Origin of the sequence: Caldicoprobacter faecalis, assembly GCF_900115765.1 — a bacterium.
Taxonomy (GTDB): Bacteria; Bacillota; Clostridia; order Caldicoprobacterales; family Caldicoprobacteraceae; genus Caldicoprobacter; species Caldicoprobacter oshimai.
On the sequence record NZ_FOXR01000002.1, the window covers coordinates 43,375 to 58,149 of the forward strand.

General features: G+C 45.3%; 12 protein-coding genes. 2 read left to right on the top strand and 10 right to left on the bottom strand.

The features are described from left to right. Positions 1-62: 62 nt before the first annotated feature. Both BM241_RS01125 and BM241_RS01130 read right to left on the bottom strand, forming a co-directional pair. A complete protein-coding gene (locus tag BM241_RS01125) occupies positions 63-1,340 on the bottom strand; it encodes an ABC transporter permease (RefSeq protein ID WP_025746919.1) in 1,278 nt (425 codons plus the stop codon). Beyond that, entirely contained in the window at positions 1,337-2,062 is a 726-nt protein-coding gene (locus BM241_RS01130; RefSeq protein ID WP_394328169.1) for an ABC transporter ATP-binding protein, read from the bottom strand. The genes BM241_RS01125 and BM241_RS01130 overlap by 4 nt, the downstream gene beginning before the upstream one ends. 295 nt (positions 2,063-2,357) lie before the next feature. Between BM241_RS01130 and BM241_RS01135 the strand changes: the two genes are divergently transcribed. Further along, positions 2,358-3,059, top strand: coding sequence for a phosphatase PAP2 family protein (locus BM241_RS01135; RefSeq protein WP_143094031.1), 702 nt, complete (start codon positions 2,358-2,360; stop codon positions 3,057-3,059). A gap of 105 nt (positions 3,060-3,164) precedes the next feature. Here BM241_RS01135 and BM241_RS01140 read toward each other — a convergent pair whose 3' ends face one another. From BM241_RS01140 to BM241_RS01155, 4 genes are all read right to left on the bottom strand, one after another. Then, positions 3,165-4,220 (bottom strand): class II aldolase/adducin family protein, encoded by a 1,056-nt coding sequence (locus BM241_RS01140; protein ID WP_092281849.1) that lies wholly within the window; start codon positions 4,218-4,220, stop codon positions 3,165-3,167. Positions 4,221-4,333: 113 nt separating this feature from the next. Continuing rightward, the gene (locus BM241_RS01145; protein WP_092281850.1) at positions 4,334-6,805 is read right to left on the bottom strand and encodes an alpha-ketoacid dehydrogenase subunit alpha/beta; all 2,472 of its coding nucleotides are present in this window, start codon (positions 6,803-6,805) and stop codon (positions 4,334-4,336) included. A gap of 20 nt (positions 6,806-6,825) precedes the next feature. Continuing rightward, on the bottom strand, positions 6,826-8,196 hold the full coding sequence (gene lpdA / locus BM241_RS01150) for a dihydrolipoyl dehydrogenase (RefSeq protein ID WP_092281851.1): 1,371 nt from the start codon (positions 8,194-8,196) through the stop codon (positions 6,826-6,828). Between the two features lie 27 nt (positions 8,197-8,223). After that, complete coding sequence (locus BM241_RS01155; protein ID WP_092281852.1) at positions 8,224-9,597, bottom strand: dihydrolipoamide acetyltransferase family protein; 1,374 nt, start codon at positions 9,595-9,597, stop codon at positions 8,224-8,226. Between the two features lie 443 nt (positions 9,598-10,040). Here BM241_RS01155 and srlD point away from each other — a divergent pair, with 443 nt between their 5' ends. Then, complete coding sequence (gene srlD, locus BM241_RS01160) at positions 10,041-10,826, top strand: sorbitol-6-phosphate dehydrogenase (protein ID WP_092281853.1); 786 nt, start codon at positions 10,041-10,043, stop codon at positions 10,824-10,826. A 168-nt stretch (positions 10,827-10,994) separates the two neighbouring features. Here the strand turns inward: srlD and BM241_RS01165 are convergent, their stop codons facing one another. The 4 genes from BM241_RS01165 to BM241_RS01180 all read right to left on the bottom strand — a co-directional run bounded on the left by BM241_RS01165 (position 10,995) and on the right by BM241_RS01180 (position 14,701). Next, positions 10,995-12,260: a zinc-binding dehydrogenase gene (locus BM241_RS01165; protein ID WP_025746927.1), complete on the bottom strand. Its 1,266-nt coding sequence runs from the start codon at positions 12,258-12,260 to the stop codon at positions 10,995-10,997. Between the two features lie 150 nt (positions 12,261-12,410). Continuing rightward, on the bottom strand, positions 12,411-13,169 hold the full coding sequence (locus BM241_RS01170) for a DeoR/GlpR family DNA-binding transcription regulator (protein WP_025746928.1): 759 nt from the start codon (positions 13,167-13,169) through the stop codon (positions 12,411-12,413). Positions 13,170-13,305: 136 nt separating this feature from the next. Continuing rightward, a complete protein-coding gene (locus BM241_RS01175) occupies positions 13,306-14,049 on the bottom strand; it encodes an SDR family oxidoreductase (RefSeq protein ID WP_025746929.1) in 744 nt (247 codons plus the stop codon). 19 nt (positions 14,050-14,068) lie between these two features. Continuing rightward, the gene (locus BM241_RS01180; protein ID WP_025746930.1) at positions 14,069-14,701 is read right to left on the bottom strand and encodes a ThuA domain-containing protein; all 633 of its coding nucleotides are present in this window, start codon (positions 14,699-14,701) and stop codon (positions 14,069-14,071) included. Positions 14,702-14,775 lie beyond the last annotated feature (74 nt).

Genomic DNA, 14,775 nt, shown 5'->3' on the forward strand with positions numbered 1-14,775 from the left:
TGATTCATAAATTTGTTTTATCTGCTGTTATTATTCCTTCTTTTAAGGACTTTCATTATTTTTTACCTTTCTTTTCTTCCAAATCTTAACTTCATAGTCAATACTCTATCTGTGGAAAATATCCTGCCGCAGATAAATATCAAAATTATAAAAACGACCAGCATATAGAGTATACCATAAAACACCACAGCATAGTTTCCAAGGAGTATGTTCTGTGATGCTATAAAAGGGTGGCTAAAAGGTATAAGCATAATTAAAACCTTGACCGGCAAGGACAGAGAATTAATATCTGAAAACAGGGATATGATGTACGGAATCATTACAAGAAAAATCAAGGGCAATATCATTGTCTGAGCGCTCTTTAAGTCTTCTACCATAACTCCCAAAATGATGGTCAACCCCAGGGCGCACAGTATTGCTAAAAATATTGATATACCCAAAACCACATAATCGCACGAGGTAAACTGAAGCCCCAGCTTTTGCATGAGCTCATTCAACTGGCCACTTTCGTGAATATTCCCCATAAATCCGCCCATATAATACCTAAAGCCCAGCATATATATCCCTGCAGAGATCAAGCCTACCAAAGCCGAAGCCGCCATTTTAGCAATCACTATCTGGTTTCTGCTTATAGGAACGGTAAGGAGTGTTTCCAAAGTTTTATCCTGTTTCTCCATCGCCATGGCCGATAATACCATCTGAGAGGAGAATACAATTATCATCATCAAAATAACGGGAATGAATATTGACTGGGAATAGACAATGTTGCTGACCTCTGCTGCTGAGCCTTCGGCCATAATATCCTTTATCACAACAAAGTCCCTGCTTTTTATTGGATTTTTTATATCCTCTGGATTAAAGTCAGGAAAATTTGTCTTTAAAAAATTGTTTGAAAGAAGTTTGTTTATCTCAGAAATTACCTGATCAACTATTGCGGCATTTGCCGAACTGGTCATGGAAAAGCTGCGGATAAAGGAGTAGGCCTCTATCTCCTTAAACTGGAATTTCGATGCCGCTTCACTAAAACCCTCAGGGATTACTATCAACAAATTTATATTGCTGTTTTTAGCATATTCTATAGCCTCGGCTTTATCCTTGCCTTCCAAAAGATTTATTTTAAAACCCGCATAAGATAAACCATCCAGCAGTGCTTTAGATTCTTGTGAATCATCCAAATTAAAAACATGTATATCTCGTTTTTCCCCTGCCTTTTGCACTTCAGACTGGACAATATTTCCTATAAAATAAAACAGTCCAATGGTGAAAAGCAAAGAAACGATAAGCTGAAACGTAATGAGCTCTTTCACTTCTTTTTTGAGCAAATTGGTAAATTTTCTCATTGCACCAACCTCCTGAACACTTCTTCCAGATTATCTGCCGAATATTTATCTTTCAGTGCCTTGGGTTCACCAATTTCCAAAATCTGGCCGTTGTTTATAATTGCAACCCTGTCGGATAGAAAATCTATCTCCAGCATGTTATGAGAGGAAAGAAGCACTGAAACCCCTTCTTTTACGAATTCCCTTATTACTTCCCTTATCTCTAAAGAATTAATGACATCCAGCCCGGATGTAGGTTCATCAAGTATAGCAAGCTTAGGCTTGGTCATAAGCGCCCTTGCCAAAAGTAGCTTCCTTGTCATGCCTTTACTGTAAGTTCCCACTTTATCCTTTAACCTGTCTTTAAAGCCTACAATTTTTATTGCCCTTTCAATGTACATATCCACATCTTGGGGTTTTTCGGCGTAGAAGTTTGCCATAAATTTTAGATAATCCAACCCTGTAAGATTCTTATATGCCCCTGCCTCCTCGGGAAGATAGGTAATCCCCTGCCTTATTTTGTCTGGGTTCTTCCTTAGGTCAAAACCCATGAATTCCACGCTGCCATCGGTAGGTGTAAGAAGGGTTGCTACAATTCTGAGAGTCGTGGTCTTACCAGCGCCGTTAGGACCAATCAAAGCAAAAATCTCACCCTTTTTTACCTCAAAACTAACTCCCTTTAACGCCTCAATTTTCCCGTAATTTTTTCTTAAGTTGTTTACTCTAAGAATTATATTATCCAAAATGTCCATCCCCCATCTTAGAATTTTGTTACACATTCTTCACATTCTTAACTTTAGCTAAAAGATTCCAGTAATTCTAAAAATTGTATGTTAAAAACTTAGTTTAGCAATACCTTGAGGTTAAGTCAATGAGGATGATTAAATTTTAACAGAAAATCACACAGAGTACAATCTTTTTTTGAACAAGGACAAATCTTAATAGAATCTTAAGATCTACAGTATAAATTTTAGAGTATAATCTTAAAGGAGGGTTTAATAAGGCATTATTTTGACAAAAAGCGAGGGTGATTTACAAATGATGCAATACAAAAGGTTGAAAAAGCACGAAATAAAAGCACTACTGTTGAAATACAAGCACTTTGCGCTGGTATCGCTTTACGGATTTGCCCAAATATGGTTTCAATACTGCGAACGCACTGTACAGCCGAAATACTTCATGTATTCGCCGCTTGATAACTACATACCTTTTGTCAAATATTTTGTAGTACCTTACCTCTTCTGGTTCATATACATGGGTATCGGATTTTTGTATCTGGGATTGGTCTCCAAAAAGGACTTTTATCGGCTGTGCATTTACATGTTTGGCGGGATGTATCTGTGTTATATCTTATATCTCATATTCCCCAACGGACAGAATTTGAGGCCGACGATCACCGAAAACGACGTATTTTCAAGAATCATAAAGCATATATACGCTACCGATACCCCTACTAATGTCGCTCCCAGCATTCACGTTTTCAACTCAATAGCGGTGCACGTGGCTTTGGTCAACTGCCCTGAATTTAGAAAGAAAAGGTGGATGAAGCTGGCATCGCTCATATGCATGCTTACCATAAGCGCTTCCACCGTTTTAATTAAGCAGCACTCCATAAAGGATGTAATGTGGAGCATTTTGCTTGCCGTGGTATTTTATGTGGCCATATACCAGGTACCCAAATGGCTGCCCACTAAAAGCATGGTTTCCATCAATGTCAAAGAAGTTTCATCGCTAAAATAAAAAAGATTAGCACACATGCCTCATCACCCGATTCCAAAACGCTCCTATGCAAGACACAAAAATCTGAACCTGTAAATAAAAAATTAGGGGCTTCAAAGCCCCTTTTCATTCTGCCTCGCTCACCATCTTCTTTCTGTATTTCTCGGCTCCCCAGTTCTTTATCCTATCGATGTCCTCATCCGTCATGGGATTAAGCTCAAGTCCGTTCTTCCGTATATGGTATACAACATACAGATAAGCGGTCAAAGTCTCCTCAATGGTCCTGGCTTCAGCATATCTGGCCTTGTACACCACTTTCCCGGTACAGGTATCTATATTGATCTTGCTGTCGGTCCGGTCTATGGCTATCTGCTCATCGCCGAGATAGACTATTTGATCCGGATACAGCACTTTCTTGAAAAAATCCATGTTTACGGGATTGGCTTTGATAAAATCCTGAACAAAGTCCGTCCTGCTGATAAACTCTGAATCGTTCACCTTCTCCAACCTTATCGCGGGATAAGGTGCAGAAATATTGAAATAATCCTTTATCATGTCATTTACCGTGGAATTAAGCCTTATGCATTCCTGGACATCATCCGAGGTCACAATTAAGCCGTGGTTTTGCATGAATACAACCTGCGGAAATACGCCGTGCTCATCCATATAGCAGTCGATGGTCCGCTTTATGCTCAAGGTCAAATGAAACCCAGGCATGGTGTAGGGGATCCAGACGCAATGCAGGCCATTTGCCTTAAAAATCTTTTCTACAAACCCTTCTCCCTCTTTTGCGCAGCACAGCATATTCGCATACACGGGATGAGTATGAATGACGTATTTTTTAAGTATCGAGTGGAAGCCGGCTTCCACCGATGGCCTTAAAGCCTTATACCCCTCCAGCTTAATGGTATTTTGTTTCACAAGTTCGGCTCCTGCTTCTTCATAGTCTACATCCGGTGTTATCTGGGCGGTCTTGAAATACTCCACAATATTGCGGTAATTCAACACAGCAAATCCGTCATCTTCGGTCACCTGGTCCAGCCTGTAACCCGAGGCCTTAATAGCCATGAGCTCCTGATCTATCTTGACCGATGTGTTGCCACCGCCGCCCTGCACCAGGTCAGGATGAACGCCCACCGGTTTGGATATCGTCTCTAATTCCCTCAACGCATCTTTTAACAACGCTATCCCTTCCTTTGCCTTTCATTTGAATGACAAATTCATTGTAGCAAAATCCTGGCAAATACACAAGTTCGCACTTCGCTTAAATTTCCCGGAATATACAAGTTTGCGCTTTAGACTCCCAGGCGATTCCTGCGCAGCTGTTCATTGACTGTGAAGTTATTGCGCACCACATGCCCCTTTAGCGGCACTATCTTTTCGTGGATGGCATCGATTATCCAGTCAGGCTGCGGGAAGAAAAACCTCTCCAGCTCATGGGCGGGCGTAATCCAGTTTCTGGAGCCCACAACCACCGGAGGCGCATCCAGGTAATCAAATGCCAGCTCGGTAATATTCTGTGCAAAGTCTTTAAGATAAGAAGCCCTTTCGCACGCATCGCCGGTAATGACTATCTTGCCGGTCTTCTTAACCGATTCAATCACTTTTTCGTAGTTGAAAGGCACGATGCTCCTCGCATCGATGACCTCGGCAGACATGCCGTACTTGCTCTCAAGAATTTTAGCTGCCTCCAGAGCCCTGTACAGCATGGCCCCTACCGTCAAAATAGTGATATCCTTGCCTTCCTTCTTTATGTCGGGCTCACCTATGGGCACTTCATAATATCCTTCGGGTACGCCTCCCGGATGGAACATCTCGCCTATGTCATATATTCTTTGGCTTTCGAAGAATACTACCGGGTCAGTTCCCATCAAAGCGCTGTTCATAAGGCCTTTTGCATCATACGGCGTTGCAGGAAATACCACTTTAAGGCCGGGTATATGGGCCACCAGAGATGTCCAATCCTGCGAGTGCTGCGCTCCATACTTGGACCCTACCGATACCCTTAATACCACTGGCATCTTCAAAATACCGGCGCTCATTGCCTGCCACTTTGACAGCTGATTGAATATCTCGTCTCCTGCTCTCCCAATAAAATCGGCATACATGAGCTCGACCACCACCCTGCCTCCGCACATGGCATATCCCACCGCAGAGGCCACGATGGCGGCTTCGGATATGGGCGCGTTAAACAACCTATGATAAGGCAAAGCCTCGGTCAGACCCCGGTACACGGCAAAGGCCCCGCCCCAGTCACGGTTATCCTCACCGTATGCAATCAGCGTGGGATCCACATAAAACTTATCCAGCAGAGCCTCAAATATAGCGTCGCGAAGCTGAAATACTTTATTTTTGGGTACAGGTTTGCCGTCCTGAATCCCCGCTCTGACCTTTCTTTTTATCTGCTGCAGCCTGGGATTTTCCTCCTTGGGAATCAAAACATCGCATTCCCTGTCGTCCATCTTTTCTATCCTTTGATTGGAAAACATCAGACTGGCTATAGCATCCGGATTTGATACCAAATCCATCCTGGGCGATTTATTTTCATCTATGGCCAGCCTGTATATCCTGTCGATGCGCTCCTTCACGTCGTTTAAAATAGCGTCTAGCTGTTCTTGGGTGGCCACACCGGCATCAATAAGCTGCTTTCTGTACGTCACTATCGAATCATGCTGCATCCATGCGTCTATCTCTTCCTTGGTCCTGTAGGTGGAGGCATCTGAAGGAGAGTGTCCACAGAACCGATAAGTCACTACGTCCAGCAAGACCGGCCCCTTGTTTTCCAGCAAAAGCTGCTTCTTTCTTTTTATGGCATCTATGACCGCCAGGGGGTTATATCCATCCACCCTCTCGGCGTGCATTTGTTCAGGATTGATACCCGCACCTACTCTGGCCAGTATCTGGTAACCCATGGTCTCGCCGCATGTCTGGCCACCCATACCGTACTGGTTATTGAAGAAATTGAATATTATAGGCAGCCCTCCCCTGTAGCCTTCCTCCCACAGATACTTAAACTGGTCCATGGCAGCCATGTTCATGGCTTCCCACACCGGGCCGCAACCCATAGCGCCATCACCTATGTTAGCTATCACTATGCCCTTCTTGCGGTTGACCTTTTTAAATAGAGCCGCCCCAACCGCGATCCCTGCCGAACCTCCCACTATGGCATTGTTGGGATAAATCCCAAAGGGCGTGAAAAACGCGTGCATAGAACCGCCTAAACCTTTGTTAAATCCCGTCTCGCGTCCAAAAATTTCGGCCAGCGCGCCATACAACAGAAAATCCATGGCCAGTTCTTTTACGCTTTTGTAATCTTTCTTACTCTCCTCTACAACCTTGAGTACTCTACCATCCCAGAACTTTTTCATTATATCCATCAGTTCATCGTCGGACATCTTCTCTATAGCAGAAAGCCCCTTGGCTATGATCTCGCCGTGGCTCCTGTGCGAACCAAATATGAAATCGTCCTTGTCCAGATGATATGCCTGGCCTACCGCCGCTGCCTCCTGACCGATGGACAGGTGTGCCGGCCCGGGATAATCATAAGGAACGCCGTTATACTCGCCGGTGGTCTTAACCAGCAAGAGCATGGTCTCAAACTCGCGGATTATGACCATATCCCTGTAAATCCTTACGAAATCCTCGTTGGTATAGTTAGCCTTTTCCTCTTCAATGGTCTTGTTGTACTGATTTACAGGGATATCCTGAAACTTAACCCACCCACTTTTTCGTACCTCATGGGGATTTATAAAAAGCTGTTTGGGCATCTACACCCACCTCTCCCTTCTCAATCTTCAAATTGAAAGATGCATTCCCTTATAACTTCCGACACAGTCGGATGGGGGAACACCAGCTCCTTTATATCTTTTACGCGCATTTCGGCCTCAATCATCAAGCCGGCGCCGTAAATGATCTCGGAGGAATAATTGCCGATCATATGCACGCCTATCACATTCCTATACTTTTTATGGATGAGCACCTTGCATATGCCGTCCCCTCCCTCGTTTTCTGCCACATACCTGCCGCTGTAGCGCATGGAGACCTTTGCAACTTCAAACTCTATACCCTTCTGCTTTGCGCTCTCCTCTGTCTCGCCCACCGACGCAACCTCGGGATTGGTATATATGACCGAGGGAATGGCGTGATAGCGCACTATATCCCGCTTGCCCAACATGTTGTTTACGCAAACCTCGGCCTCTCTGTAGGCCGTGTGCGCCAGCATATAGCGACCGTTGACATCGCCAGCAGCGTACACCTCCGGCACGTTGGTCTTTCCCCTGTCGTCGGTCTTTATGGCACCCCTTTCAATCTCAACGCCGATATTCTCTAGGCCTATGCCCTGCACCGCCGGCCTTCGCCCTACGCTCATCAACACCTTATCGGCCTCAACAGCTTCCCTCTTGCCATCGCATTCATAAACCACAGCTCCATCACGTATCTCCACCACTTTTGAGTTGAGCTTGAACTCTATTCCCTTCTTTTGGTAATTCTTAAGCAGAATTTGCGAAATTTCCCTATCGATATTGCCGCCAATGTGGTCCAGCATCTCGATGATGGTCACCTTGCTGCCGGCCGAGTTGAAATATGACGCCATCTCAAGACCTATTATCCCGCCTCCCACAATGACTAAAGAGCCAGGCACCTGAGATATATCAAGTATCTCGCGGTTGGTAAGAACGTATCCTTTCTCCAGGCCTTCTTTGACGCCCGGTATAGGTGGAATGACAGGCACAGACCCCGTGGCGATCAACAGCCTCCTGCCAATGAACGTATCATCATTGACTCTGACGGTATAGCCGGTATCGCTCCTCCCTGCAATGTAAGCATGACCTTCCATCACGTCCACATGGTTGGCTTTGAGCCGGGAGCGTATGCCCGCAACCAGCGTCTTCACTACCTTGTTCTTCCGGGCTATGACCACCCCGTGATCGAGAACCACATCCTTTGCAATAACCCCGTATTTTTCGCCAAACCTTGCATAATCGCGTATTTTAGCGGAGTGAAGCAGCGTCTTGGAGGGAATGCATCCTTCATTCAGGCAGACGCCACCCAGAAACCTCTCCTCGATAAGAAGCGTTTTAAGCCCTGCATGGCCCGCCCTTTCGGCTCCCAGGTAACCAGCGGGCCCTCCACCTATTACTATAAGGTCATAAACCATTTTCTTTTCACCTTTCCTTCTTACAGCTTATTTTGCCAGAAATATGCTGAAGTTTTCCAAATTGGCCTTGAGCTCCTGCAAAAACCTTGCGGCAGGAGCGCCATCGACAGCCCTGTGGTCAAACGTCAGTGACAAGCCCATGGCCGGATAGATGACTATTTTGCTATCCATTTCTTTGACGCGCTGCACTATCGTATTCACGCCTAGAATCCCCGTCTGCGGCGGATTGAGTATGGGGGTAAAGGCCTCAACGCCTAGAGATCCCAGGTTGGTAACTGTAAAGGTTCCCCCCTTCAAATAATCAGGGTTTATACTGCCCTTCCTACAGGCCTCCACCAGCTCTTTCACTTCCCGGGATATTTCATCCAGGGACTTGGTATCGGCATTATAAACAGTGGGCACCATGAGCCCTCGTTCGGTATCCACAGCAACACCCAGATGGACATGGTTGAAGAGAAGCATCCTATCATCCAAGAAATGGGCATTCAACGCTTTGTGGTTGAGCAACGTCCTCGATACCACGTAGAGTATGATATCGTTGAGCGTAATGTTTGCAAGCCCCAGGCGTTCTCCCTGCTCCTTTACCTTTTTTCTGAAAGCGAGTATCTCGGTAGCATCAAACGAAGTATGTATGGTGAGCTGCGCGGTATTGGCCAGCGACTGATGCATTGCCCTGGCAATGACCTTCCTTATATTGCTGAGCTCAACCTCTTCAAAGTCGGCTTCTTCGGCTTTAGCCTCTTGAACGGGAGGCTGTGGCACCTCGTAATGCGCCTCTCTCTTCATGCTATGCAAATCAGCTGTGGTAACCCGTCCACCTATTCCTGTACCGCCTATCCGCATCCCCTCTGCCCTGAGATATTCGTCTCTGGCAGCATGTGTCACCAATTGGCCTTTTTCTATAAGCTGCCTTATATCCCTTTCAATTATCCTGCCATAGGGCCCCGTAGGAACGGCTTCCCTGTAATCCACCCCCGATCTTTCGGCCAGGTTGCGAGCCCTTGGGCTGATCTTCACTCTACCGTCTTGCTGTGCGACATCGCCGCTCTTTACTTCAATTTCGCTCCCGCTCTCTGTGGTTGGTTGCTCTTGACTTTCAGCCGCCACTTCCTTTGCGGTAGAAGCATCCTTTCTTCCAGGCATAAACTCGGAGATGTCCTCGCCCTCCTCGCCAATGACGCAAACGGTGGCAAGGACCGGCACATCGTCACCCTCATCAAAGAAGACCTCCAGCAGAGTGCCCTCTACCTTTGCCTCCTCATCAAAAGCAGCTTTATCGGTCTCATAGGAGAACAGCAGGTCGCCTACCTTTACTGCCTCGCCCTTCTTCTTGTGCCACTTGGTTATGATGCAGCTCTCAACTGTTTGCCCCTGCCGAGGCATGATTACCGGCGTAGCCATCCTTATATCTCCCCTCTTCTTTATTTTAACTTTTCACAGGTATAATAACCTTTCATCACTTATAATAAGAGCTGACCCGTCTGATGCTTCATTGATAAGAGCAAAAAATTAAAAGCGTGTCGAAAATTTGTACTTAAAGTTTATACACCGACAAAACGATTATCTTAAACGTTAGAATTTACCGGTAAACATCTAACAAAAATCGTGTTAACTTCGATGTTATATTTTACATTTTTCAAAACAAATATAACATGTTTTTAACATCAATTTTCTAAATTAACAGGTTTAATTTCATTTTAACAGACCAGATTTTTCTTGTCAACAGTTCACGCTTGCTTTTAAAATAAGCTTTTTCAATGTTGATTAACTGTCATTTGAATTGTATAATAATACTAGGATTTTGTAATATTCATGTTAAATTTATTAGAAAGGAATGATGGGGTATGGAACGCAAGTGCCGTCGGCTGGAAAATCAAATCGCCATTGTAACCGGAGCCGGCCAGGGTTTAGGCGAAGCCATAGCTAGGCGCTTGGATGCAGAAGGCGCTAAAGTGGTTGTAACCGATATAAACTTCGAAGCAGCACAAAGGGTAGCTGCCGACCTCAACGACGCCATCGCCTTAAAAGTGGATGTCACAAAGTATGAGGAATGCGAAGAAATGGCGCGCATAACTGTAGAGAAATACGGAAGGATCGACTTGCTTGTGAGCAATGCCGGTATCCTCATCGCCAAGGGCATCGATGAATTCTCTACCGAGGAATGGAAAAAAGTTATAGATGTGAATCTCATAGGCTACTTCAATTGTGCCAAAGCCGTGGCACCCATCATGATGAAACAGAGAAAGGGCAACATCATTCAGATAAACAGCAAATCGGGCAAAAAGGGGTCTTATAAGAACTCGGCTTATGCTGCAAGCAAATTTGGAGGCATAGGCCTTACGCAAAGCCTGGCTCTCGAGCTGGCACCATATAACATAAGAGTCAACGCCATATGTCCCGGCAATTTGCTGGATTCACCGCTGTGGGTCAACAGCTTGTATGAACAGTATGCACGCAATCAGGGGCTTACCAAAGAAGAAATAAGGCAGAAATACCTAAGCCAGGTGCCGCTGGGAAGAGCATGTACATACGATGACGTGACCAACGTGCTGGTGTTCCTGGCTTCGGATGAGGCCAGCTATATGACAGGTCAGGCCATCAACGTAACCGGCGGACAGGAGATGAGATAAAAAAAGAAGATATTGCCTCCTTAGCAGCGCAATATCTTCTTTTTTATTTTTGTTTAGCACTCTCACATTCGTGAACTGCCACTCACCTGCTGGTTTACCAAGCGAACATTCCACAGATGAAGTTTTTGCAGCAAAATCGCTATTTGACGTCTTAGCAGCCGATACACATCAGCTTATGGGCTTGGCGTGGGCCAAGAGATACTTCTCGGCCTCTGCACACCACAGGCCATTGTTTTCCTCCACAATCTTGGCTAATTCGGCAAACAGCGGATCGGTCTTTCCCTTTTCTTTGAAATCAGAAATGGCGGTCAGCTCAAGCTCGATGTTGGTGTATATGAGCTTTTTACCGCCTGGAATTTTGGGCAGGTTCAAAGTAGTATCAACCACGCTATTTAGCCCTCCAATATGGGTAATCATGGCTGCAGGGTTTATAAGTCCCTTCTCCATCATCTGCAGCGCTTCTATCATGTCATCGGTATTACCGCCGCTGGTACCCACCACGTGGGTGGATGCATAGTGGACGTTGTAAAAGTTGATCTCGGCTGAGAAATTCGGATCGGTAGGCCCTGCGAAGAAATTCAAACAGCCATCCCTTGCCAATATCGCATCCCCTATCTCGACCACAGACTTAACCGGCGCAAAGACAAACACGTCGTCATATCCTCTGCCATCCGTCAACGACATGAGATATTCTGCCACATTATCCATTCCAGAGGTGTTTATATATTTCAGCGTGACGCCGTTGCGCGCCGCTTCCTCCACCGTGATGATCTCGCTGGCCCTTTTAAGCCTTGCCTGGTCGATATCGGTTACCACCAGCAACTTGGGCTTCTTATCTCTGTGTATGGCATAATCGATAGCCCCCAAACCCATAGGACCCGCTCCGGCCAGTATTGCCATATTTCCGCCTTCCACAATTCCCATGTTGTGCACGTATTTGCCGGGCACTGTATGGTAGCTCGCATGAAATGCGCCGATGATACACGACATGGGCTCAGCCAGCGAGCCGTAAAAATATGCCTCACCGTTGTATTCCAGCAAACAGTTCATCTCCATGACCTCGTTGGGGATGATGATATGGGTTGCACTGCCCCCGATATACTTGTATGAATAGCCAGGCGCCGCTAGGCTTCCTTTGTAATTCAGCGCCGGCTGTATAGAAAATTTCTGGCCGGGCTTAAATTTGTGCTGCCACTTCTTACCCACTTCCAGGATAATACCGCAAAATTCATGGCCTATGATTACGGGGTTTTTGTCAACATCATCAGGAACCCGCTTGTGGTCTTTACCCTGGATGGCAGCCTTATATGAAGACATGCATATGCTGTCAGATATGACCTGAGCCAGTATTTCATCGTCCTTTATAGGTGGCAACTCAAATTCCTCTAGCCTCAAGTCATTTTTGCCATAAAGACGCACAGCCTTGGTCTTCATAGTTCTTCTCCTTCTTCATCCAAACCGTGCAAATACACCAGTTCAGACGGCTGGGGTATTTGTAATCCGCCCTTCAAGTTGTCCTTCCCCCAGCAGGCGGTATTAGGACAACCCTGTACACAATGCAGCAAGCCAGATAATAAGCTTATATCACTTTACCTCGACGCCATATCGTTCTGCGGCTTGCGCTATATCCTCGGGCAGAGGTTTATCGCATATCAACACGTCGATGTCCTTTAAAGTTGCAAAGGTAAAGGGCATATTCTTATCGATCTTGCTGACATCCATCAAAAGGATGACCTTGCGCGCCTTTCTGATGATTGCCCTTTTTAGCTCGCATTCGTTGTAATCGCCGCAAGTAAAGCCGTATTCCAGGGAAAATCCTGATGTGGCCATAAACGCAATGTCCACGTTTATATCCTTTATGAAGTTGAGCGAATTGGCGCCGGAAGTCGATAGATTGTTACGGCTGAGCTGTCCCCCCACCAAGGTCACCGACGGGTTGTTGTTCTTGATGATCTCCAAAGCAATGTTGGGGCCGCTTGTGAGTATAGAGAGGTCCTCATCGGGCAATACTTTAGCCAAACACATCATGGTAGTACCGGAATCAATGAAATAAGAACGCCCTCGTTCCACAAAGGCCAACGCCTTTTTAGCAATCTTCATCTTTGCGTCCACATTCTCCATGGCCCTTAAATTATACATGTCTTCCTTTAAGCTGGAGAACAGATTGATGGATTTGGCCCCTCCCCGTACTCGAACGATCTGCCCCTTGGATTCGAGGTAGCTGAGGTCGCGCCTCAATGTCATGGTGGACACTTCAGGGAACAGCTTTTCCAGCTCTTTAAGTTTAACTTCACCCTTATTCTGTATATACGCGTTTATGATTTCCCGTCTTTGAGCATTCAATCTTTATCACTTCCTTAATTTTTGTAACAAAATCGCTGTTATTTTTAACACAGATTTTGTTACAATTGTTTTTATTTATCATGCTTTATACTGTAATTATACTAATAAAAACAATCAATTGTCAATGTTACGGATATCACCATGGCCATTCGCGCAGATTATAATCCATTAAAACCAAGCGGTCCTCATCTATATGTATATCCCTTTCCGAATATGGTGTTCCACTTAAAAAATATTGCAAAGCGTATACAGCCGCTTCTTCAGGTTCCATATCAGCCTCATAATTTTTCTTCCCTGACATATACGTACGCATCCATCCAGGATGATACAGCCTGAAGGTATAACCTTCCGGCCTTAACCTATTAAAAGTTATCTTCACCGCCATATTAAGAGCGGCCTTAGACATGCAATAGCCATACCACGCCTTTCGGGTACATGCTCCAATACTGCCGGCTTCCGAGGACACAAAACAGAGCCTCTTTAACCTTCCCTTATCCATCAATGGCAAAAACGCTTCTACCATTCGTATGGGTCCCAGCGCATTCACGTCATAGATGCGGTGCATATCTTCATAATTTAAATGTTCTCTTATGTCCAATTCGTTATAAGGAGAAATAATTCCCGCATTGTTTACCAGCATATCAACATAGTTAGTAATTGAAGAAACTCGTATAGCAGCCTCTTTTACCGATTCATTCGATGACACATCAAGCGATATAATGTGAAGTTTTTCTGGATATTTTTTACTTAAAGATGAAAGTTGAGGCCAGCTTGGCATATACTGGCCTGCAAATACGCGCCATCCCTTTTCTAAAAGCTTTTCACACAGCGCAAATCCAAATCCGCGATCAGCGCCCGTTATAACGGCTGTCGGCTCCATATTACCCACCCCCCCATCCTTAAACCTTGGCCAGCCAATTGAGTGAATTTCGCAGCAACAACTGAAAGCTCGGATGAAGCCATACATCCAGGTTATGCCCCGGCGTCAATACGCACACCTTTCCTTTGCCATGAGTACGCACCCAGCCGGCAGGCTGCGTCCCATGTTGAGATGTTGAGGTTAAAAAGACATGCACATCATCGTTATTATCAATCTCTATAAAATAGTGCTCATCCTTTAAGGTAAAAGGAACAAAGCCATCGGTAATTATATGCTCACCTTTTACTTCTACCGTAACTTGACACTGTTCAGGATGATGTATAAACACTCCGCCCAATATACTACGAAGGATACTCGCTTCCTTATAACCTGCCGTACCCGAATGCACGGCCAAAAGGCCGCCGCCATTTTGGACATAGCCGTCAAAAATGCTTTGAGCTTCTTCTGTTGCCCATTCCGTTGTATCTGTTGATGAGAAGTTATTTGACTTTGCAAGTATTACCACCGGAAACTGTTTCATCATATCAGGTGTCCAATCGGCCATATTCTCTATATACGTGAATTCAAAACCATCATCTGCAAGGGGGTCAAGCCCCCTTTTAACCACACTTGCTGGGTGCCAGCGGTCATCGCAAAGAACTAAAACACGCATTTTACACGCCTCCATTTTTAAAAAAATTTTTATCACAGGATGGCTAGCAGACTACAGTTTATACAGTAGTCCAT

What these genes read in the sequence shown, in the direction of transcription:
- srlD (WP_092281853.1), top strand. Translation starts at nt 10,041, where the DNA reads ATGGAACGCAAGTGCCGTCGGCTGGAAAATCAAATCGCCATTGTAACC.
- BM241_RS01175 (WP_025746929.1), bottom strand. Translation starts at nt 14,049, where the DNA reads ATGGAGCCGACAGCCGTTATAACGGGCGCTGATCGCGGATTTGGATTT.
- BM241_RS01145 (WP_092281850.1), bottom strand. Translation starts at nt 6,805, where the DNA reads ATGCCCAAACAGCTTTTTATAAATCCCCATGAGGTACGAAAAAGTGGG.
- BM241_RS01180 (WP_025746930.1), bottom strand. Translation starts at nt 14,701, where the DNA reads ATGCGTGTTTTAGTTCTTTGCGATGACCGCTGGCACCCAGCAAGTGTG.
- BM241_RS01165 (WP_025746927.1), bottom strand. Translation starts at nt 12,260, where the DNA reads ATGAAGACCAAGGCTGTGCGTCTTTATGGCAAAAATGACTTGAGGCTA.
- BM241_RS01135 (WP_143094031.1), top strand. Translation starts at nt 2,358, where the DNA reads ATGATGCAATACAAAAGGTTGAAAAAGCACGAAATAAAAGCACTACTG.
- BM241_RS01155 (WP_092281852.1), bottom strand. Translation starts at nt 9,597, where the DNA reads ATGGCTACGCCGGTAATCATGCCTCGGCAGGGGCAAACAGTTGAGAGC.
- BM241_RS01125 (WP_025746919.1), bottom strand. Translation starts at nt 1,340, where the DNA reads ATGAGAAAATTTACCAATTTGCTCAAAAAAGAAGTGAAAGAGCTCATT.
- lpdA (WP_092281851.1), bottom strand. Translation starts at nt 8,196, where the DNA reads ATGGTTTATGACCTTATAGTAATAGGTGGAGGGCCCGCTGGTTACCTG.